The organism is Spiroplasma endosymbiont of Panorpa germanica, from assembly GCF_964019765.1.
Lineage (GTDB): Bacteria > Bacillota_I > Bacilli_A > Mycoplasmatales > Mycoplasmataceae > Spiroplasma_B.
The window spans coordinates 605803-627368 of sequence record NZ_OZ026461.1 but is presented as its reverse complement, the minus strand read 5'-3'; the positions used below and the strand labels follow the sequence as shown (position 1 = coordinate 627368).

Sequence of the window (21566 nt, the reverse complement as noted above, 5' to 3'; positions counted from 1 at the left end):
CAAGGAGGTATTGAGTTTGTTTTTTCAAAATTTTAAAACATATTTAGTTAAGCATAACTATGAATGAAAATTTAAACTAATAGTTTGTTTACCAATTTTTGCTTCTTTGGTTGCCATCGACTGAATTACAAAAGGAATAGTCGTGGCCAAAATGTCATATAATGAACAAGGTAGTTTAATCCCTGGATTTTTAAAACTTCACTACATAATAAACCCGGGTGCAGCTTATGGAATGAACTCTGATAATGTCGGTTTGGCGATTACAATAGCCACGCTGGTAACCCTGATAATGTCATTAATTTTTGTTTTTGTAAATGATCGTTTTTGATTAATAGGAATTACAATTTTGTTAGCAGGTAGCTGAGCTAATTTACTAGCTCGAGCATGAGCCCCAGCAGTACCAGGTAGTGGTATTAAAGGTGGAGTTGTTGATTTTCTAGTCTGAGATTTTAGCTTTCTAGGAAGTGATGGTTATATTTTCAATATTGCTGATTTATGAGTTAATGTTGCTGTGGTTTACTTTGTTGTGGTGGCTTTCCCTGCAACAATTGCAGGATTTATCAAGGAGTCAAAAGAAAATAAACGTCTAGAAGAGGAAATGATAAATTCACAAAAATCTCAAGTAGACAGCGAAGCACTTGAACCCGAAGTCAAAAATACTAAGAAAAAAATCGAAGATAAAAAAACCGATAAGAAAAAAGAGGAATAGTTTATGAATAAAATAAATTTTACAGTTTCAGAACAAGATCGACTAGACAAATTTATTTTTAATAGTTGTCAAGAAGAATATGAATTTTCGCGTTCGTACATTCAAAAATTGATTAACGATGATTTAGTTTTAGTAAATGGGGAAGTCAAGCCAGCGCGCTTTAAAATAAAGGCTGGAGATTTAGTTGAAGTTATTATTCCTGAAGCTCAATCCTCAGAGATACTACCAGAAAATATTGATATTGAAATAGTTTATCAAGATAATGATATAATCGTTGTTAACAAACCCAATGATATGGTGGTACACCCAGCCATTGGAAATTATTCACAAACCTTAGTTAATGCTTTGATGTACCACATTAAAGATTTATCAACCATTGGTGGAGTTAATCGCCCAGGAATCGTTCATCGTCTAGATAAACAAACAACCGGTTTGCTTGTTGTGGCCAAAAACGATAAGGCTCATAAAAAGCTAACTGAAATGCTTAAAGATAAAGAAATTCATAAAGAATATTTAGGAATCGTTCATGGGATTATTCTTGAAAATGAAGGAATAATTGATGCCCCAATTGGTAGACACCCAGGTGATCGCAAGAAAATGGCTGTTACTGAAAAAAATAGTAAGTATGCCAAGACTAATTTCAAAGTTTTGGAGAGATTTGAAAGTCATACTCTAGTTAGTTGTGTTATTGAGACAGGAAGAACTCATCAAATTCGAGTCCACTTCAACTTTATTAAACACCCAATTTATGGTGATCAAGTTTATGGTCATTTGAGCGATAAAAAATCAGAATATGGTCAATACTTGCATGCTTGAAAATTATCATTCTTACATCCGATAACAGGTGAAAAAATGTTTTTCGAAATTGACCCACCGGAGTGATTTAATGATAAAATAAATATGTTAAGAAAGTCAAGTTAGGAAAATGCTATGAAATCAGAGATTACAAATAACCGCCTTACTTTAGTGAATTACTTTATTAAAAAAGAGGGGTACAAACCACAAAAAACACAAAATAACGATGAAATTTCATATTTATACAACAGTAATGCCAAGATAAAAATAATTAGAATTAAAGCCACTTCCGGAGATGGCGATTTTAGAAATGATGCAATTATTGATGACATTGCTAAAAAATCAAAAAACGCAAGTCGTGAGAAAATCGAGATATTATGAATTTACTTAGACAATTCAACAAACATCAAGGATGAAACTGTTGAATCAGACATTAAAATATTTGGGGATAAAAATAATTTAGTTACCAAACTAAAACCTTTTTTTGCAAATATTGATAAGTTGAAGTTTTCAGATAAAAAAGCAGATGATGAAATAATCGTTGATTTAAAAGATCAAGAACAAGTTAAGAAATTAATTGAGGATCTAGACGATAAAAATAGTGATGTAAGTAAAAAGTTTCAAGAGTTCCATAATAAAATTCAAGGTGGACAACTAATTGGAACTTGAATTGCAACTGCGCTTTTTTCATTCGTCCCAATTTTAATATTCCTTTATTTAACATTTTTTTCTGGAGGAGTCGTTGGTTTTGATCCCGATTCAATTAAATTATTTGCTGGGGGAACTAACTTTAATTTAACAATTTTGGGTGGTCAATTCTGAAGAGTGTTTACATACGGATTTTCAGGAGCAACAGGTTCTTTAATTACTGACTTTATTATTATTGGAATCAACTTTTACGCATTAAAGAAATTATCATCTTATACTGAAAACCTTATTGGGGCCCTTAAAATGATGGTAATCATCTTTGTGGGTTACATTATTTGTGGTTTAATTTTTTCAATTTTAATACCTTCAAAAGTATTTGGAGGACCAATTGTAATTTCTGCTATTTTATTTGGGGCTTTATTGATTAAAGTATCAGGTAAGCATGATGTTATTTCTATATTAACTAAAAAAGAAATGATTTACCCAGGGTTTTTCATATTCATGTTTCCTTTATTCGAACTAAACGAATCAACTTATTGAGTAATTTCAGCAGGATTCTGTGTAGGAATGGGATTATCGATTATTTTAAATTCTAATTACAAAGATGGATTTAGTGGTCGTTTATTTTCGGGATACTTCATTGTAGCTACATTTTTATTCCTACCATTAATTATGCTATTAGTACCAACATACATTCCAGCAATGCACAATTCAACAATTAATTCACTGGGAATGTATATCCAAAGAGGCTTTTTAAAAGTTGAAATGGCTAATGAAATTATTGGTAAAATCGGTTGAAAATCTCAATTTATCATTGACGGTGATAATTTAGTTTTAGTGTCTATCTAATGGTAAAATCACGAACAAACTATATTTCTTGAGATGAATATTTTATGGCAATCGCCGAATTGAATGCAATGCGCAGCAAAGACCCTGAAACTCAAGTTGGCTGTGTGGTTGTTAATAACCTCAATCAAATTATAAGTTCAGGTTATAATGGTTTTCCTCGAGGGATTTCCAACGACAGCTTTCCATGGGATCGCAATCAAGAAAATCAATTTGATAATAAGTACCCATATGTAGTCCACTCAGAAATGAATGCTATTGTTTCTGCTAGAGGGGATTTATCTGGGTGCATAATTTATACTACATTATTTCCATGCCATCAATGTGTTAAAGTTATCATTCAAGCAGGCATTAAACATGTCTATTATGGATCTAACAAGTATGAAAATAGCGAAGATAATATTGCCGCTAAAAAAATGCTAGATGAAGTTAAAATAACTTACTCTAGCAAACCGATTATTAAACTTAAAATTTTAAAATAATTAAATATCTTTGAAGTGCATTTTGATAAAAGTCTTAACTTTATCAGGGTGCTCTTTTTTGTATTTTCTAACTAATTCTTTAACCTGCGAACTAGCACCCAGGGGAAGTTTCAAATTTGTTTTTTTCTCTAAATCCTTAATTGCCATCAAAAAGTAAGCTCGCGCAATAATACTTGCGCAAGCTACTGCCAAATACTTATTTTCAGCTTTTTGAACTAAGCAAACATTTTCAGTGACAATATTTTTCTCTCACATTTTTAAATATTCAAAATATTTACTTTTATTCACAAATTCGTCTATAATGATTTGGGCATCGCTTAATTCTGGGTTATTCTTGATTAAATCAAAAAGCGCTCGATTGTGACCCAGTGCTTTTAGAACGTGACTATTATTAACTTTGTCATAAATACTGTTATATTTTTCATTATCAATTACAACAACACTATATTTAACAATGTTCTTAATTTTCTCATAAATCTTGAAAATATTTTCATTAGTAATTTGCTTGCTATCTTTGATCTTTTCAAAAATGTCAAAGTTATTTATATTTTCTTTGCTTACAAAACAAGCAACCACGACAAGTGGTCCAAAAAAATCACCAACCCCAACTTCGTCAGTGCCAATAAAACAATTGTTATTTTGTTCTTTGCTAAAATCAGTCATTTTAAAATACCTCTTCTATTTATTATAAACAAATCTTAAAAAAATGTATAATTATAATATTGCACACATCCTAAGGAGGAACACAAATGTTAATAAATATTGGCCCATGATGGCTTTACGATTTAATAATATTTATGGTAATTTTGTTTTTTACCCTTTGGGGAATAAAACGTGGGACCTGAGTTATGGTGTATTTTGGAACAGTTAATGTTCTAGTCGCGATTTTAATAATATTTTTAGTTCCTATGCTGACAACTTCATCAGTAGCCAAAATAAGTCCGCTTCTAAATTTGCAAGGTTTGATTGACGCCTTTGGTGATTTTGACCGAATTTTTCAAACAGTGTTCAATGAAATAATTAAACTCTTTGGATCTGAGGGTGAGGGGATCAGCGTTAATACTCAACAATTTGTTGTTGATTTTATTAATGCCATCGTTGCAGTCGTTTTAAATATGGTTTTTCAAATAATATTTTTTGTAGCAATCAACTTAGTAGCTATTATTGTATACTTTACTTTCGCTAAAAGACATTTAATCGCAATTAAAATAAACTCTCATGTTAATGCTTTACTGGGGGCCATCGTAGGTCTTTCATTGGGACTTTTAGCAGCCTTTGCAATCTTTAGTGCTGCTTCCAATCCGCTTTTTAAAACCTCTAATCAGGCTTTAACAGAGCAAAGTATTGCTGATGGAGATTTATCATTTGAAAATGTTCAAAAAGTTTATAGATCTGGGAATGAGTACTTTAGAAAATCAGTTTCAGGTAATATCTACCGTTGAATCCCAAAATTTGGTTTCTATTACAATGCTGATTGTATCTCAAAATTTGTTGTAATCCCGGTTATTACCACAGCAAATCACTTTAATGATAACGGGATTGAGAATACTTGGGAGATTTCTGATTTTATTAATAATATGTTTGTTGAAAACTACTCAACCAATAATTACTTAAAAACTGATGTCCGCAATTGTAGTTTATCAATGCCAAGAGAAGCTCAAAGTTTATTTAGAATCGTCACTGAATCTTCATTAATGACAGCAGCTCTATATGAATCTTATGTTAATTCTGATAACTTATCTTCAAGTTTTGAAGAAAAAACTCAGTTCAACTTCTCGTATGGAAGCTTTACTATTTTAAAAAATCAGCTAGAAACTTTTATGAAACAAGAAAAAATAGCACAAATGGGTGAAAAAGACTTTGTTAAATTTTTTACTAAAAATACTACTGCTACAAATAATGAATTTATAAAAGTGGCAGATTCGCTAGAAAATGATATTTCCAAAACTCCAGGACGAAGTAATAGTGTCATCGATGTTTTAAGGAACGGTCGTAGAACCTATAATTTCTTTAAAAACCTTTATATTGTCAATATGATGAACGAAGAATATGGAAACGGTAGTTTTTTGCCATCATTTTATTCAAGTCTTGGTTTAATTGCTGGTTTAGAAGTTGTAAGTTCAGGTAATGTTATAAATGCCTTTACTGGTTTGGATTACCACACGAATCAGAAATACTCCTTTAAAGATTGAGCTAATATTGTAGATTATGCGTAGGTGAATTTAATGGAAAAAATTGGAATTGACATTGTTTCAGTGAAAAGAATAAAATTAAAAACCAGATTTATTAATTTAGTACTTCACCTTGACGAAATTAAAATATTAAATCAAAAAAAATCTCTTAAAAATAAAAGAGAGTTTTTAGCGGGTCGATGAGCGGTTAAAGAAGCTGTTTTAAAAACTTTAGAAAAACCGGTGCCAATGAATCAAATCAACATTTCTTATGAAAATGAGAAACCATTTATTACTAGTTTTGGTTTTGAGAAAACTCTAATTTCTTTGAGTCACGAAAAACGCTTTGCAGTGGGAATGGCTATTAAAAAAGATTAAAAAATTCCTTAATGGAATCTTTTTTATATTAACTTTGGTTTATAATAATTGTGGTGATAAAATGCAAGAATATTTAAAATTAGTTAAAAATGTCTTAAAAAACGGGGTTGAAAAAGCCGACCGAACTAAAACTGGGACAATCTCTTTATTTGGGACTCAAAATCGCTATAATTTAGCTCAGGGTTTCCCATTGGTGACAACCAAAAAAATCTATTTTCATGCTGTGGTTGTTGAACTACTATGATTTATTTCTGGGAACACTAACATTAAATATTTAGTTGATAATAATGTAAATATTTGAAATGAATGACCATTTGAAATATATAAAAAATCAAAGGAATATCAAGGTGAGGATTTATCCACATTTGTTGAGAAGATTCGCACAGATTATCAATTTGCAGATTTACATGCGAATTTAGGACCCGTTTATGGTAAACAGTGACGAAATTTTAATGGTAAAGATCAGTTGAAAACCTTAATCAATAATTTAAAAAACGATCCCGATTCAAGAAGACATATTATCTCTGCTTGAAACCCAAGTGAAGTTGAGGATATGGCTTTACCTCCGTGTCATACAATGTTTCAGTTTTATGTGAGCGGTGATAGAAAACTTAACTTGCAACTTTATCAAAGAAGTGGTGATATTTTTCTTGGTGTCCCATTTAATATTGCCAGTTATGCACTTTTATTAATCTTGATTTCAAAAGAAGTTGGACTTGAAGCGGGAGAATTTGTTCATACAATCGGGGATGCTCATATATATTTAAATCATATTGAGCAAGTGAAAGAGCAATTAACAAGAGAACCAAAAAAACTGCCAAAAATAAAAATTAAAGATGGTATTAAATCAATTTTCAACTTAACCCCAGAAGACATTGTTTTGGTAGATTATGAATTTCATCCTAGAATAAAAGGGCTGGTGGCGGTTTAATGATAAAGTTGGTGTGAGCTCAAACTCAAGCCGGAATAATTGGTAAAAATAACCAACTGCCGTGAAAAATACCCGAAGAGATGAAATTTTTTAAGGAATACACAACTAACAAAACTATTGTCATGGGTCGCAAGACTTTTGAGGCAATTGGTTCAAAGCCGCTTCCTAATCGTGAGAATTTAGTTATATCAAGACAAGAAAATTTGAAATTTCAAGATAATGAGATTAAAATAATAAGTGATATCAATGATTTGATTGAACAATATCAAAAAAAAGCCAACGAATTAATTGTAATTGGAGGCTCGCAAATTTATCAAATGTTTTTACCATATGCTGACGAACTTATAGTTAGCTTTATTAAAGAGGAATATGACGGAGATACTAAATTTCCTGAAATCAATTGAAATGATTTTAAATTATATAGCGAAATTGACAGGGAAAAATTTGTTGTAAAAAAATATGAAAGGAAATATTAAAATGAAAGATAAAAAAGAATTAGAAAAAAACGAAATTTTACTTCCTGAAGAAGAATCAAACATTGAAGAAAATTTGGAACAAAATAAAAAAGAGGTCAAGGAAAAAGACCGGGGAAGTAAAAACTTCAATAAATGAAAGTTGTTTTTAATTTGATTCATCGTTTGAATGAATATGAAAAAAGCCAAAAAAATGGCACGTCGTATTAAAAAAGATCCAAATTCATATAGTGAAGAATATCGTTACTATTGAATCAAAAAGTTTTCTCGAAGAATGATGTGACTTTTAGATGTTAAAATTCAAGTTATTGATATTGAGAACTGATTAGATCGAGGAGTTATTTTAGCTCCAAACCATCAATCAAACTTTGATTCAGTGGCCTTGATTGCATTAAATGATTTCTCTCGTCAACAACCAATTGCTTTTATTGCAAAAAAAGAGTTATGAGAGGATAAAACTTTTGGAAGATTTATCAAATTAATTGATGCAATCCCATTGGACCGTCAAAACCCAAGAAGTGCTTTAAATGCTTATAAAGAGGGGAAAGAATTACTAAATCAATATCATAGAAGCTTAGTAATTTTCCCAGAAGGCACTAGAAGTGGTAATCAAGAAATTGGTGAATTTCAAGGAGCAAGTATGAAAATAGCTCAATCAGCTTATGTGCCGATTGTACCAGTAACCATTATTGACTCACATTATGTTTTCGCCAAAAAGAGACCTAAAAAAGTGGTTATAAAAGTGGTTTTTGGAAAGCCATTACTACCAGAGAAGTTTATTTCGATTAAAACTGATATTTTAACCAATAACGTTCGTAAAGAAGTGGTTAAAAACATGGAAAAATATAAAGATTTTGAAAAAGTAGAAACCAAGAAAAAGAAAAAAGAAAAAAAATAGTTTTTTCGTAGAGGTAAGATATGAATTTTGCAGAATTAATTACTAAAAAGAAAAAGGGCTTAAGTTTAACTCAAGCAGAAATTGAATACTTAATAAAAGGATTTATTTCAAATGAAATTAAAGATTATCAAATGAGTGCAATGGCAATGGCAATATACTTTCAAGGAATGGATGCCACTGAAACCTCATTTCTAACAGGAGCCATGATCAAGAGTGGTAAAACCTATGATTTAAAAGGGGTTACTGGCTTTAAAGCTGATAAGCACTCAACTGGGGGAGTTGGGGATAAAACCTCGCTAATTTACGCTCCTTTAGTTGCTAGTTTTGGTATTAAAGTTGCCAAACTTTCAGGACGTGGTTTAGGTCAAACTGGGGGAACTATTGATAAGTTAGAATCTTGTCCCGGTTGAACTGGGGAGATTTCTGAAAGCAAATTTGAAGAAATTGTTAATAAAGTAGGAATGAGTATTATTTCTCAATCTCAAGACATTGTTCCTGCAGACAAGAAAATGTATGCTCTAAGAGATGTAACGGGTACTGTAGATTCAATTCCTTTAATCGCTTCAAGTATAATGTCAAAAAAACTAGCTATCGCGGGAAACGGGATTATTTTGGACGTTAAAATGGGTAGTGGTGCTTTTATGGACAATATCGATTCAGCAACAAAATTAGCACAAGCTATGGTTGAAATCGGTAAAAAACATAATCGCAATATTGCTGCTATGATTACTGACATGGATAAACCTTTAGGTCGCGAAATTGGTAATGCAAATGAAGTTTACGAAGCTTATCAAACCTTGCTTGGTAATGGACCAGATGACTTAAATGAGTTAACCCAGGAAGCAGTTGGTATTACTTTGCTACAAGCAGGGATTTTTAACAAATTAAGTGATGCTAAAAAGGCTGTCCAAGAGAAAATCAAAGATAAAGTTGGGGCCCCAATCTTGAAGGCTTTTGTTGAAGCTCAAGGTGGAGATTTTAGTGTTATTGAAAACTATGAAAAAAGTTTTAAAGTTAAAAATATCATTGAAATAAAAGCCAAAGATTCAGGTTTTATCCGCTATACTGATACAAATAAATTGGGTTATTTAGCAATGCAGATCGGTGCTGGTCGTGCTACTAAGGAAGAGAAAATTGATTTCGCCGCCGGAATCACCCTAAATAAGGTCTCTGGTGAAAAAGTTAGTGCAGGTGAGGTTGTAATGACCTTGAAAACAAATAGAGCCGTGAGTGAGGAATTTACCAAACAGGCTCTACTAACCTTTGAAATTAGTAAAAAAGCTTTCAATGAACCAGTAATAATAAAAGTCATTAGCGATCTTGATATTAAGTAATTAATTGGACTAAAAAATAGTTTTTTATATTGTTTAAATTTACTAAAAGTCGTATAATAATTATGTCTTTTTGAAGAAAAAAATTATAATGATTTGTTTAGCCCTATCAAATTTTTAATTTTTAAATTTTCTTTATTCAAAAATGACGAATAAGTGCTCCGCCCGAGTACTTTTTTTATGAAATTTTTTAGCTCTTTTTCTTGACAAGAGTAATATATTTTTTGTATAATGTTTTAGGTTCTAAATTTTAGAATTACGCTGACTTAGCTCAGTTGGTAGAGCAATTGACTAGTAATCAATAGGTCGAGGGTTCAAATCCTTTAGTCAGCACCATTATTAACGGAGGGATAGCGAAGTGGCTAAACGCGGCTGGCTGTAACCCAGTTCCGAAAGGTTCGGCGGTTCGAATCCGCCTCCCTCCACCATTATTGGGCTATAGCCAAGCGGTAAGGCAAAGGACTTTGACTCCTTCATGCGCCGGTTCGAATCCTGCTAGCCCAGCCATTTTCGTCTCGTTAGCTCAGCCGGTAGAGCAACTGGCTTTTAACCAGTGGGTCGCAAGTTCGAATCTTGCACGGGACACCATTTTATATTAATTATTTTTTGGATTTTTTATCCCCAGGTGGCGGAATCGGTAGACGCACTGGACTTAAAATCCAGCGGGCTTTGTCGCCCGTGCCGGTTCAAGTCCGGCCCTGGGGACCATTTTAAATATTAAAAAACGAACGATTTATTGTTCGTTTTTTATCTTTTGATCAAAATTGAATAAAAAAAATAGAACTCACGGAGTTCTATTTTTGAAAACGATAGTCATAAATTTTATCTTCAAAAGGTATGGTTCCAGCGCTTGGAGATAAAGTTTGAGTCTCATCAATGCCTTCACCACCATCTCCATCTCCGTCTTCACCACCAGTTTCTCCACCAGTTGATGTTGGTTGGAAGAATGAACCTGGATCTGTAAAGTAGCTTGTAAATTCATTAAATAAATTGTCCATGGCTTGTTCGGGACCAACTCCGTTTTCCAATGAGTCAAATCCAGAAACAATATTAACCAATTTACCATCACGAATTATCAAATAAACCGGAATTGAATTAATCTTTAAGTCATCAATTGTTAAGTCCTTAGTTACATAGTTAGGGTCTGTTTCAGGAACGTTGTGAATCTTGTATTGCTCTTTATATTCATCCAAAATTCATTCTTTGATCTTAGTTAATCATTTTTTAGATTGAACAGTTTCTTTCTTCTCTTCTGTAAAGTGGTGGAATTGAACTTTATCAACTTTGGCTCCAAAACCATTTCTAAATTCATCTTCAATCTCAGTTTGATTATTTTTATCCTTTAAGTCTGAAAGGGTATTGTTATAAGTTTCTGTCAAATCGTTAAAACGTTTATTATCACCATTGTTAACCTGATTTTCAAATTCATCTAAATTTCCATCTGGTTTACCTGTTGCTGATTTAACAAAATTCTGACAATAAGGACAGTCTTCAGCCCCAATATATAAAATAAATGTCTCTCTCTTTTTAATTCACTTTTTAAATGTGTTGTAATTTGACAACTCATTTGTACAAGAAACAACTGTTACCCCAGCAGCACTTATTAGGCTTGTTGATGCTAAAATAGCTAATAACTTTCTCATAATTACACTCGCTTTCATTTTTATTATTTTATCAAAAAATGAGGAAATATGATTAAAATATCACATTTTTTAAAAATAATTAAAAAATGTGTTATTATTTATTTGCCAATAAATTTTATTTGGGAAATTTAAGAAACTAAAAGGGGGCTTTAAAAAATGCGTGAAGGTGTCATTCTTCGTTGTTCAAGCTGTAAAGAAGAAAACTATATAGCTAAAAACGACAAAAAAAAGGAAAAAATTGAAGTTAAAAAACATTGTTTTAAATGTAATAGCCATCAAATACATAAGCAAAAAAAATAGGTATTTTCCTATTTTTTTATTGTAAAATTTTAATGAAGAAGAGGTTTAAAATGAAAATAGATAAAAAAGCAATCGTTCATAAAATTATGGAAGAAAAAAATGTAGAAGCAATGTTATTGTACTCACCCCAAAACCGTTATTGATTTAGCCGATTTAATTCATCACTGGGCTATATTTTAATAACTAAAACTAAAACTTATTTATTTGTTGATGGACGTTATTTAACAGCCGCACAACAAAAAGCTGACTTGCAAAATATAGATGAAATAATTGGATTTGGTCCTGTTTTTGATTTAATCAATTCGAAATTATTAGAGGAAAAAATATCTAAAGTTGGTTTTGAAAGTGACTGAGTTTATGTAAAAGATAGTGAAATAATGACCCAAAAAATAAAAGCAGAATTAATAAGTATAAATACTGAAAACCTAAGAATTACCAAAGATGATTGAGAAGTTGAACAAATTCAAAAAGCATGTGATATAACAAATCAAGTATTTGAAGACGTACTAAAAAATGTTAAACCGGGAATGAGCGAAAAAGAATTAGCTCGTTTTGTATCAGACTCATTTTTAAAATTTGGAGCGGAGAAATTAAGTTTTGACACAATAGTGGCTTCTGGAGTTAACGGATCAATGCCTCATGCAGTTCCAAGCGATAAAAAACTTCAAAACGGGGAACTGGTAACTTTGGATATGGGATGCTTCTATAACGGATATGCCTCAGACCAAACCAGAACTTTTGCATTAGGGGATAAACTAGATCCAAAGTTGCTTGAAATTTTTCAAATCGTATTTGATGCTCAACAAGCGGGAATTGATGCTGTTAAATCTGGGGTTGAAGCTAAAAAAATTCATGAAATTTGTTTTGACTATATTGACAAAAAAGGATATGGGAAATATTTTACCCACGGAACTGGTCATGGTCTAGGGATAGAAATTCACGAAGAACCGTATCAATCTGTTGGGGGTAATAAAACTCTGGCACCAGGACACGTAATTACTGTAGAACCAGGAATTTATATTCCAGGTCTTGGTGGAGTTAGAATTGAAGATGATCTTTTGGTCACTCAAGCTGGTTATAAAAAAATAACAACAGCTCGAAGAGAGTTAATTTTTGTAAAATAATTTGAAGGAGCAAAATGAAAGAGAAACTAGAACATTTGGCTTTAATTCTTGATGGAAATGGAAGATGAGCTAAAAAAATTAACCAAGCCAGAACCTATGGACATCAAGTAGGGATGGAAAAAATCAAGGACTTTTGCATTTATGCTCATAAACATGAAATTAAGTTTTTAACTGTTTTTACTTTTTCTACTGAAAATTGAAATCGACCTCAAAAAGAAGTAGATTTTTTAATGGAGGTTCCAAACAAAATATTTAGCGATGGGAAAATTGATTTTTTTATGGAAAATAATATAAAAATCAATTGAATTGGTCGTGAGAGTAAAATTCCAGCCAGTACTTTAAAAGCCATTTTGGACGCCAAGGAAAAAACTAAAAATAATAATGGTCTAGTTTTAACAATTGCTTTTGATTATGGTTCTTGAGAAGAGTTAACCCACTGTTTTAAACAGATAGTTTTAAAACAGCCTAAATTAAAAGAAAATTTAGACATTATTGATGATGTTTTAATCAAGAATAATCTTTATACAAAAGATATCCCAAATGTTGATCTGGTTATTAGAACAGGTGGAGAAACTCGGTTAAGTAATTTTATGATGTTGCAATGCAGTTATGCAGAAATTTATTTTAATAAAAAAATGTGGCCAGATTTTTCTCAAAAAGATTTAAAAAAGGCAATTTCATATTATAATAAAGTTAATAGAAGATTTGGGGGCATAGCAGATGAATAACAATAAAAACTTAGTGGCTAATTCATCTAAGGATTCGAACCTAAAAAATTCACAAGAATTTAAAACAGGAAAAAAAGAGATTTCTAATTTAGAAGCTAGAATCTTGTCAACCATTGTACTTTTAACATTACTACTAATTTATGTAGTTTCTGGTGCCATCTATACATCTCTTATTAATGATTGAGACGGTGCGCCTTACTTTGTCATTATTTCTTTATTGGGAAGTGTTTTTTTAATTTCTATTAGTATTTGAGAAATGAATCGTGCCTTAGGATTGAAGCATTGATGAATTCATTTAATAACAATAATATTTTCATTAATTATTTTTGTGACCCCAGTTAGATCTGAGGAATTCTTAGTTGTAACAAGTCAATCATCATTGAAGTTTTTAGAAGATTTGCATTTCGAATGATTAAAACCCTGAATTTTTTGAACTATTGGAGCGATCTTATTAATGATTTACTTAACATATGGTTATTTAAATAAAAAGTCAACTTTAATCAAAAGCTTATTAGCTTTCTCGATGACTATTTTAATCATTTTAGCCTACAAAGGTTTCACCATTTTATGTTTATCAGTGACAGAAACTGGTAAGGGTGAATTTAAAGCATTCTACAGTTTTAATACAGTAATTTGAATCTGAATGATTATTATTTTGACTGACACATTTGCTTATCTTGGGGGAATGCGTTTTGGTAAAACCAAATTAGCTCCAGCAATTAGTCCTAAAAAAACATGAGAGGGAGCTTCGATTGGGTTTTTGGTAGCATTTATAGTTGGTTCACTATATGCATCAATGTTTTTCTTTCTAAAACCAACTAGAGATTTTGCGCCACTAACAATGACAATGCAACAAAATAATAGCACTATTTACGTAGTCTTTTCATACATTGGTCTTTCTGCGATATTTTCAATTATTGGTCAATTCGGAGACTTGATTTTCTCTTGAATTAAGAGAAAAGTGGATATCAAGGATTACTCACGTATAATTCCTGGTCATGGTGGAGTTTTAGATCGTTTAGATTCTTTCACCTTCGCATTTTTTGTAGTATTCATAATAACTTTATTTATTCGCTAATATGAAAAATATAATTGTATTTGGAGCTTCGGGTAGCGTGGGAATCCAAGCTTTGAAAGTTATCAAAAACAATAATAAGTATAATTTATTAGCCGTTTCAGTTGGTAAAAATTTAGAAAAGCTTGAGAGTATTTTACTGGAATTTGATTCGATAAAATATGTCTATACAACTAAATTTGATCCAAAATTGGTTAGCAAGTTTCCTAAAATTAATTTCTTTTCAGATTCACAAATTGGTGAACTTTTTAATTTTTTGGGTAATGGTGATGTCATCGTCAATGCCTTGTCAGGATTTTATGGATTGCAAGTAACTCTTAAGGCGATTCAAAAAAATTTAACAATTTTACTAGCAAATAAAGAATCTTTGGTAGTTGCTGGAAAACTAATTAATCAAGAATTAAAAAAATCTTTAAATTCAAAAATAATTTCAATTGATTCAGAACACTCAGCAATTCTTCAATGCTTAGAAGAGGGCAATCAGATTGAGAAAATTTACTTAACTGCATCTGGGGGAAGTTTACGAGATTTAAGTCTTGAGGAAACAAAAAAAACCACGAAAGAACAGGTTTTAAATCACCCAAACTGAAAAATGGGCGCTAAGATAACAGTTGATTCAGCTACAATGATGAATAAGGCTTTTGAAATTATCGAAGCTTATCACTTATTTCGAACTAAGAAAATCGAGGTTTTATTGCATCCTCAATCAATTGTTCATTCAATGGTAGAGTTTGAAGATTTCTCGGTTAAAGCCCAACTAAGTGTACCTGATATGAGCCAAGTTATTAACTATGGATTAAATTTTCCTAAAAGACTAAAACATCCTGAATTTCAAAAACTTAATTTCAAAAACTGACAGAAATTAGAACTTAAAACAATTGATCAAAAAAGATTTAAACCAATAGCTTGAGCTTATGAATGCTTAAATAGTTTTAATTCTAAGGCGATTTGCTTGAATGCTGCCAATGAAGTTCTAGTTGAGGCCTTTTTAAATGATGAAATCGAGTTTTGACAGATTACTGATATCGTTGAAAAAATATTCATTAATTCTCAAAATTGTGAGTTAAACGATTATAATAGTATAAAAGAATATGATTTATTAATTAGGAGTAAAACTCAAAAATTAATTAAAAAATAGAGAGGGGTATTATTTTGCCAGCCTGATTTGAAATTATCTTGGGACTAATTCTGGGACTTTTGGTTTTACAAGTCGTGATTACAATTCATGAATTTGGACACTTTGTTATCGCCAAGATTTGTAAAGCTTATGTTTATGAATTTTCAGTTGGATTAGGGCCTAAAATCTTTACCATCAAAACTAAAGAAACATGATTTACTCTAAGGGTGATTCCTTTTGGTGGTTATTGTTCAATCGCCTCAGACAAGGCTGATCCTCCAAAGGGACGAGAACAGGACGAATTAAATATCCCAGATAGCCGTAAAATGGATTATATTGCCAGATGGAAAAAGTTTTTTATTATAATCGGGGGAATTGCTTTTAACCTTTCGTTAGCGCTTTTCTTGATTACAACAATTTATGCCGCCACTGGAGTTAAAAAAAATGATATGCAGTTTTATGGGGCTCAATACGATTCAAATCAAATAACATATAATTTGTTAAAAGAAAGTTTGAACTCTAATGGAAATTCAGAAATTTTAACACCCAATCAAGAATATGTTATTTGGGGTTGACAAGTTATTCAACAAGAATATAATCAAGCTCAAACCTCTCCAGATGCTTTGAATAAAACCATTTTTTTATTTAATAATATTCAAAGCGAGGGTTTTGAAAAACCTGATCAATTTCTAACAGATGCTCCCAAAGTTGAAAAGAAATTATTAATCAATAACTATGATTCAAATCAAGCAGCAACTTATGAAAAAACCGTTTACAATTTTATTAATAACTTAAAATTTAAAAATGCTGAAGAAGATAAAACAACTTTTATTAGATTTGCTTTTAAAAAAGTTGGTCGTTATGATGGAACTGTTTTGCAAAATTCAGATTTGAAAAATGACAATAATTTATTTTTAACAAATTGATCTCAAGGTTATGATCCAAAAGACTTAACAAATTTTGATTCAAAAATTAATTTCGCTCCTGGTAATTCAGTTGGAATAGCTGCACCAAATCGTTATTTTAAAAACTCATCGCAGGGATATGCTTTTGGTTGAGGAGATACATTTGTTCAATCTTGACAAATAATGAAAGCTTTCGGAAAAATGTTGACATTTGATTTCTCGGGAGTAGCTTCTCCATTTCAAACTGCCAATCAGTCACTTTTAACATTTTCATCGGGTGCTGATAGTTTCTTCTTGTATATCGCCTTTATTTCTGCCAATTTATTTGTTTTAAACTTAATTCCCGTGCCACCACTAGATGGTTATAGATTTTTAGAAAACTTAATCGAACTATGTATTCGCAGGGAATTAAATGAAAAATTCAAAATTTTTATTACTCTAATCGGAGTAATGTTATTCTTATCAATTTTCTTGGTAGTAATACTAAAAGACTTTATATAAATTAGGAGGTATAAATGGACACAACTCTAAAAAAATTCTTTGATAAAATAAATGTTAATCTAGACGATGAACATGAAGAACACTTTAAAAATTCAAAGATTATTGGAAAACCAGTTTTTGATGTTAAAAAAAATCGTGTGACAGTTAAAATAAAAGTTGAAAAATTTTTACCGACTAAAACTATTATTGATATTGAAAACCAAATTATTAACAACCCAGTTTGAAATACCAAACTGGTTTTTCAGGTTTTAAATAAAAATTTCGATCAAGAAATTATTTGGAACTACTTACAATTTTTTATCAAATATAAAGCTGATTTTAAAAATGGTTTTGTTGAAAACTTAACTAGAGAGAATTTTAGTTTCGAAAACAGAACAATCAAGTTTATTGTAGATGATGAAACTCAAAAAGATATTTGAGATGGTCACTTTAAATATTACTTGAAAAAATTTAAAGATTATGGATTTGATAATTTAGACTTTGATTTAAAAATAAAACCAAGTTCAATAAACTTTATTGAACAAGCAAACGAATCTTATCAAGAAGCTAATCAACAGGTTAAAAAAATTCGCGAGCAGGCCAATGTTAATTTAGAAAAAAATATTAATCAAAGCGTAGCAGAAAACACAAATGAAAAGAAAAGTTTTTATCGTAAACCGAAATCAGATTTAGATGCCCCAACTTATAAAAGCCTAATGGATACCGAAGAGGGAGCCCAAAATGTTGTTATTCATGCTCGTGTTCTTAAAAAGACCATCAAGTTCTCCCCAAAAAGTGGTAGAAATATTTACACCTTAATTATTACAGATGACACCTCCTCTTTAATGGCCAATTTCTTTCAAAGATCTAGTGGGGTTGGTAATTTTTTTGATGAACCAGAAAAAGATTGTGTAGATTTTGAAAAGTATGTCAAAATTGGTGACTGAATTGGAATGAGTGGTTCAATCAGATGAAATGATTACAGCAAAGATAATGTTTTTTATATAGATGAGTTTAAAAAAATTGACCGTGTTGAAAATTCAAGAAAAGATTTAGCACCTCTAAAAAGAGTTGAGTTACACACTCATTCAAAAATGTCAGTAATGGATGGGGTTAGTTCAATTTCAGATTATTTAGATTATGCTAGCAAGTGAGATCATAAAGCAATTGCCCTGACAGACCATTTAAATGTACAAGCCTTTCCTGAAGCTGCAATGGCTTTACAAAAAATTAATAAGTCTCGTGATCAAGATAAACAGATAAAAATGATTTATGGTGTTGAAATGACAATGCTCAACGATGACTATTGACTTGTAAAAAATGATTCAAATAAAAAATTAAACGAACATGAGTTTGTGTTTTTCGACTTAGAAACTACAGGACTTTCTCCTGAGTACGATGAAATAATTGAATTTGGAGCGGTAGTTTATGTTCCTAAAACAGGGGTAAGTACCAAAATTGATATTTTGATTAAACCATCTAGACCTTTAAGCGCATTTACAACTGAATTAACAGGAATAACCGATGAGATGTTAGAAAATAAACCTTCAATTGAAGAAGTGTTTGAAAAGATTTATTCAATTATTGAAAATAGAATTCTGGTTGCACATAACGCAAATTTTGATATCAACTTCTTAAAGGCTTGGTCGAAAAAATTAGGTTATGGTCCAATCGAAAATACAGCCATTGATACTTTAACAATTGCTCGTAGTTTTTATCCAAAAATGAAAAACCATCGGTTAGGTACAATTGCCAAAGCAGTGGGAGTTTTGTATGATGAAAGAGTGGCTCACCGTGGTGATTATGATGCTGAGGTACTAAAAGCAGTTTATGATCGTATTGTCATCGAGGTTAAAAAAAGTTATGAATTAAATTTTGATTGTGATTGAAATAAATTGATTCCTCAAGAAGATAAAGAAAATGCCAACTACATTAAATCAAGAGGATTTCATATTAATGTCTTGGCCAAAAACCAAGCGGGTCTCAAGGAATTATATAAGTTAATTTCTCATTCCCACACAAAGAATTTTTTTGGTTCTCCAAAAATCTTTAAAAGCAAAATTTTAGAAGTGAAAAAAAATAATAACATCTTGATTGGATCGGGATGTGTAAACGGAGAAATTTTTGAATTAGCTCGAACTGGTCTGGAATCAGATTTAATTAAAGCTATAAAAATCTATGATTATATTGAGATTCAACCACTTAGTGTTTATAAAAATCTTCTTCAAACCAATGACTTAACTTTAGAGGGTCTAGAAATTATTGTTAGAAAAATAATAAATTTGGCTCAGACAATGCAAAAAATAGTTGTTGCAACAAGTGATGCTCACTATGTTAATCCACAGTTAAAACCTATTCGTGAAGTATTTATAAATTCTAAGGGACTTGGAGGTTCTAATCATCCACTGTATGATTTCAAACAAAGGGTAAGTGATTATCCTGACCAACATCTTCGCACAACTGATGAAATGATTGATGAGTTTAATTTTTTAAATGACAAAAATTTGGTTAATGAAATAGTGGTGGTTAACACTAATTTAATAGCAGATCAAATTGATGCTAAAATTTCACCATTAAAATCAGGAAGTTATCCTCCAAAAATTGATAACGTTGATAAATTATTGACAGACCTTTGCTACAAAAATGCCAAAGAATTATATGGTGAAGTTCTACCAGAGATAGTTTCACTACGTTTGGAAAAAGAGTTAAGCAGTATTATTAAACACGGTTTTGCTGTTGTTTATTGAATTTCTCATAAGCTTGTTGCTAGAAGTCTAGATGATGGTTATTTAGTTGGTTCTAGAGGTTCGGTTGGTTCTAGTTTTGTGGCAACCACAAGTTTAATTACAGAAGTTAACCCCCTAAAAGCTCATTATCGTTGTGTTAAATGTAAGTACTCAGATTTTAAAACTCCTATTGAAATTAAATGTGGATATGATTTGCCAACAAAATCTTGTCCAAATTGTAAAGAAACTTTAGTAGGAGATGGCCATGATATTCCTTTTGAAACTTTTTTAGGTTTTGATGGGGATAAGGTTCCTGATATTGATTTAAATTTCTCGGGTGAATATCAAGCTCGAGCTCATAATTTCACTAAGGAAATGTTTGGAGAAAACAATGTTTTTCGAGCAGGAACAATTGCCACAGTCGCTGATAAAACAGCCTATGGTTATGTAAAAGCATATTTTGAGAAAGTTTATGGAGTTGATAACAATCAAAGAAGGGTTGAAGTTGAAAGAATCGCTGATTTAGCTACAGGAGTTAAACGTACAACAGGACAACATCCTGGGGGAATTGTAATTTTACCTGCAGAGTTTGAAATCGAGGATTTCACTCCGGTAAATTATCCCGCAGATGACACAAACTCTACTTGACTTACAACACACTTTGATTTCCATTCAATTCATGATAACTTGTTGAAAATGGATATTTTAGGTCATGTCGACCCAACCGCTTTAAAAATGTTAAAAGATTTAACTGGAGTCGATCCCATTGAAGTTCCTACCAATGATGTAAAAGTTTATCAATTATTTTCGGGTTTAGATAGTTTGGGTATTAAACCAAGTTCGATTAATGGAGAGACCACTGGAGCTATTGGGATACCAGAGTTTGGAACCCAATTTGTTAGATCGATGTTAAGAGAAACCCAACCTAAAACTTTTGCTGACTTAGTACAAATTTCAGGATTAAGTCACGGAACTGATGTTTGGGTTAATAATGCTCAAGAACTAATTAGGGAAAATGTTGCCAATATTTCTACTGTGATTGGTTGTCGTGATGACATTATGGTTTATCTTTTAGAAAAGAACCTAGAGCCTTCAATGGCCTTTAGTATCATGGAAAGTGTTCGAAAAGGAAACGGAATTCCTAAAACCGAATGAATTGATGCAATGCTAGCTCATGGTGTGCCACAATGATATATTGATTCTTGTTTAAAAATCAAATATATGTTCCCTAAAGCCCATGCGACAGCTTATGTTTTAATGGCATACAGAGTGGCTTGATATAAAATTTATTACCCAGATGAATACTATGCCACATATTTCTCAACTCGAGCTGATGCCTTTGATTTACCAACAGTATTAGCTGGACATGTGGCAGTTCAAGATAAATTAACTGAGTTAGAAACCCAAATCGCTAGAAATGAACCAATTTCTCCAAAAGAACGAGGCTTAATTACGATTTATGAAATAGTTCTAGAAATGATGGCTCGTGGAGTAAAAATCAGAAACATAGACTTTAAAAATAGTGATGCTTCAAATTTTAAAATCTTTGTAGAACCAAAAACGGGTGAAAAATTTATTATTCCACCATTTAATGTGATTGATTCTCTAGGTGAAGCTGTGGCACAATCAATTGTGGCAGCTCGTGATGAACGTCAATTTACCTCAATCACGGACTTGAAAAATCGTACTCAAATTACTAAAACACAAATGAAAATTTTTGAAGAACTGCAAATTACCAATTCACTTGAGAATGATGAACAATTAAAATTTGATTTCTAATTTTTCGATAATTTATAGCAAATACTT

At 31.3% G+C, this 21566-nt stretch carries 19 protein-coding genes and 5 tRNA genes; 22 read left to right on the top strand and 2 right to left on the bottom strand.

Annotated elements, in window-relative coordinates; all coding sequences use genetic code 4:
• The first annotated feature begins 16 nt into the window (after positions 1-16).
• From AACK87_RS02895 to AACK87_RS02880, 4 genes are read left to right on the top strand one after another with little or no spacing between them, the layout of a single operon-like run.
• A complete protein-coding gene (locus AACK87_RS02895; RefSeq protein WP_338971329.1) occupies positions 17-709 on the top strand; it encodes a signal peptidase II in 693 nt (230 codons plus the stop codon).
• Between the two features lie 3 nt (positions 710-712).
• Positions 713-1630, top strand: coding sequence for an RluA family pseudouridine synthase (locus tag AACK87_RS02890; protein WP_338971326.1), 918 nt, complete (start codon positions 713-715; stop codon positions 1628-1630).
• A gap of 9 nt (positions 1631-1639) precedes the next feature.
• Positions 1640-3001 (top strand): rhomboid family intramembrane serine protease, encoded by a 1362-nt coding sequence (locus tag AACK87_RS02885; protein ID WP_338971323.1) that lies wholly within the window; start codon positions 1640-1642, stop codon positions 2999-3001.
• On the top strand, positions 3001-3480 hold the full coding sequence (locus tag AACK87_RS02880) for a dCMP deaminase family protein (RefSeq protein WP_338971321.1): 480 nt from the start codon (positions 3001-3003) through the stop codon (positions 3478-3480). The genes AACK87_RS02885 and AACK87_RS02880 overlap by 1 nt, the downstream gene beginning before the upstream one ends.
• On the opposite strand, the gene rnhC is transcribed toward AACK87_RS02880, so the two are convergent.
• Positions 3481-4143 (bottom strand): ribonuclease HIII, encoded by a 663-nt coding sequence (rnhC, locus tag AACK87_RS02875; RefSeq protein ID WP_338971319.1) that lies wholly within the window; start codon positions 4141-4143, stop codon positions 3481-3483.
• A gap of 86 nt (positions 4144-4229) precedes the next feature.
• Here rnhC and AACK87_RS02870 point away from each other — a divergent pair, with 86 nt between their 5' ends.
• The 11 genes from AACK87_RS02870 (at position 4230) to AACK87_RS02820 (ending at position 10370) form a co-directional block, all read left to right on the top strand.
• On the top strand, positions 4230-5696 hold the full coding sequence (locus tag AACK87_RS02870) for a hypothetical protein (protein WP_338971316.1): 1467 nt from the start codon (positions 4230-4232) through the stop codon (positions 5694-5696).
• A gap of 6 nt (positions 5697-5702) precedes the next feature.
• The gene (locus AACK87_RS02865) at positions 5703-6029 is read left to right on the top strand and encodes a holo-ACP synthase (RefSeq protein WP_422397203.1); all 327 of its coding nucleotides are present in this window, start codon (positions 5703-5705) and stop codon (positions 6027-6029) included.
• A gap of 61 nt (positions 6030-6090) precedes the next feature.
• A complete protein-coding gene (locus AACK87_RS02860; RefSeq protein WP_338971310.1) occupies positions 6091-6960 on the top strand; it encodes a thymidylate synthase in 870 nt (289 codons plus the stop codon).
• On the top strand, positions 6960-7436 hold the full coding sequence (locus AACK87_RS02855; protein WP_338971307.1) for a dihydrofolate reductase: 477 nt from the start codon (positions 6960-6962) through the stop codon (positions 7434-7436). The genes AACK87_RS02860 and AACK87_RS02855 overlap by 1 nt, the downstream gene beginning before the upstream one ends.
• A 1-nt stretch (position 7437) precedes the next feature.
• A complete protein-coding gene (locus tag AACK87_RS02850) occupies positions 7438-8331 on the top strand; it encodes a lysophospholipid acyltransferase family protein (RefSeq protein WP_338971304.1) in 894 nt (297 codons plus the stop codon).
• A gap of 20 nt (positions 8332-8351) precedes the next feature.
• Positions 8352-9665, top strand: coding sequence for a thymidine phosphorylase (locus AACK87_RS02845; RefSeq protein ID WP_338971301.1), 1314 nt, complete (start codon positions 8352-8354; stop codon positions 9663-9665).
• 257 nt (positions 9666-9922) lie between these two features.
• Positions 9923-9998 (top strand) — tRNA-Thr (locus tag AACK87_RS02840).
• An 8-nt stretch (positions 9999-10006) separates the two neighbouring features.
• A tRNA-Tyr gene (locus AACK87_RS02835) sits at positions 10007-10090 on the top strand.
• 4 nt (positions 10091-10094) lie between these two features.
• A tRNA-Gln gene (locus AACK87_RS02830) sits at positions 10095-10169 on the top strand.
• A 5-nt stretch (positions 10170-10174) separates the two neighbouring features.
• Positions 10175-10250 (top strand) — tRNA-Lys (locus tag AACK87_RS02825).
• Between the two features lie 31 nt (positions 10251-10281).
• Positions 10282-10370 (top strand) — tRNA-Leu (locus tag AACK87_RS02820).
• An 86-nt stretch (positions 10371-10456) separates the two neighbouring features.
• Here AACK87_RS02820 and AACK87_RS02815 read toward each other — a convergent pair.
• Positions 10457-11305 (bottom strand): lipoprotein, encoded by an 849-nt coding sequence (locus tag AACK87_RS02815; RefSeq protein WP_338971298.1) that lies wholly within the window; start codon positions 11303-11305, stop codon positions 10457-10459.
• Positions 11306-11461: 156 nt separating this feature from the next.
• On the opposite strand from AACK87_RS02815, the gene rpmG reads away from it, so the two are divergent.
• The 7 genes from rpmG to AACK87_RS02780 are packed head-to-tail and all read left to right on the top strand — an operon-like array spanning position 11462 to position 21539.
• Complete coding sequence (gene rpmG, locus AACK87_RS02810; RefSeq protein WP_115558179.1) at positions 11462-11605, top strand: 50S ribosomal protein L33; 144 nt, start codon at positions 11462-11464, stop codon at positions 11603-11605.
• A 56-nt stretch (positions 11606-11661) separates the two neighbouring features.
• Complete coding sequence (locus AACK87_RS02805; protein WP_422397202.1) at positions 11662-12729, top strand: M24 family metallopeptidase; 1068 nt, start codon at positions 11662-11664, stop codon at positions 12727-12729.
• Between the two features lie 14 nt (positions 12730-12743).
• Positions 12744-13457 carry a polyprenyl diphosphate synthase gene (uppS, locus tag AACK87_RS02800; RefSeq protein WP_338971288.1) on the top strand — a complete coding sequence of 238 codons (714 nt, stop codon included), beginning with the start codon at positions 12744-12746 and terminating at the stop codon, positions 13455-13457.
• Positions 13450-14535: a phosphatidate cytidylyltransferase gene (locus AACK87_RS02795; protein ID WP_338971286.1), complete on the top strand. Its 1086-nt coding sequence runs from the start codon at positions 13450-13452 to the stop codon at positions 14533-14535. The genes uppS and AACK87_RS02795 overlap by 8 nt, the downstream gene beginning before the upstream one ends.
• Position 14536: 1 nt before the next feature.
• The gene (dxr, locus tag AACK87_RS02790; RefSeq protein ID WP_338971285.1) at positions 14537-15670 is read left to right on the top strand and encodes a 1-deoxy-D-xylulose-5-phosphate reductoisomerase; all 1134 of its coding nucleotides are present in this window, start codon (positions 14537-14539) and stop codon (positions 15668-15670) included.
• Positions 15671-15684: 14 nt separating this feature from the next.
• Complete coding sequence (locus AACK87_RS02785; protein WP_338971282.1) at positions 15685-17055, top strand: site-2 protease family protein; 1371 nt, start codon at positions 15685-15687, stop codon at positions 17053-17055.
• A gap of 14 nt (positions 17056-17069) precedes the next feature.
• On the top strand, positions 17070-21539 hold the full coding sequence (locus tag AACK87_RS02780; protein WP_338971279.1) for a PolC-type DNA polymerase III: 4470 nt from the start codon (positions 17070-17072) through the stop codon (positions 21537-21539).
• Positions 21540-21566 lie beyond the last annotated feature (27 nt).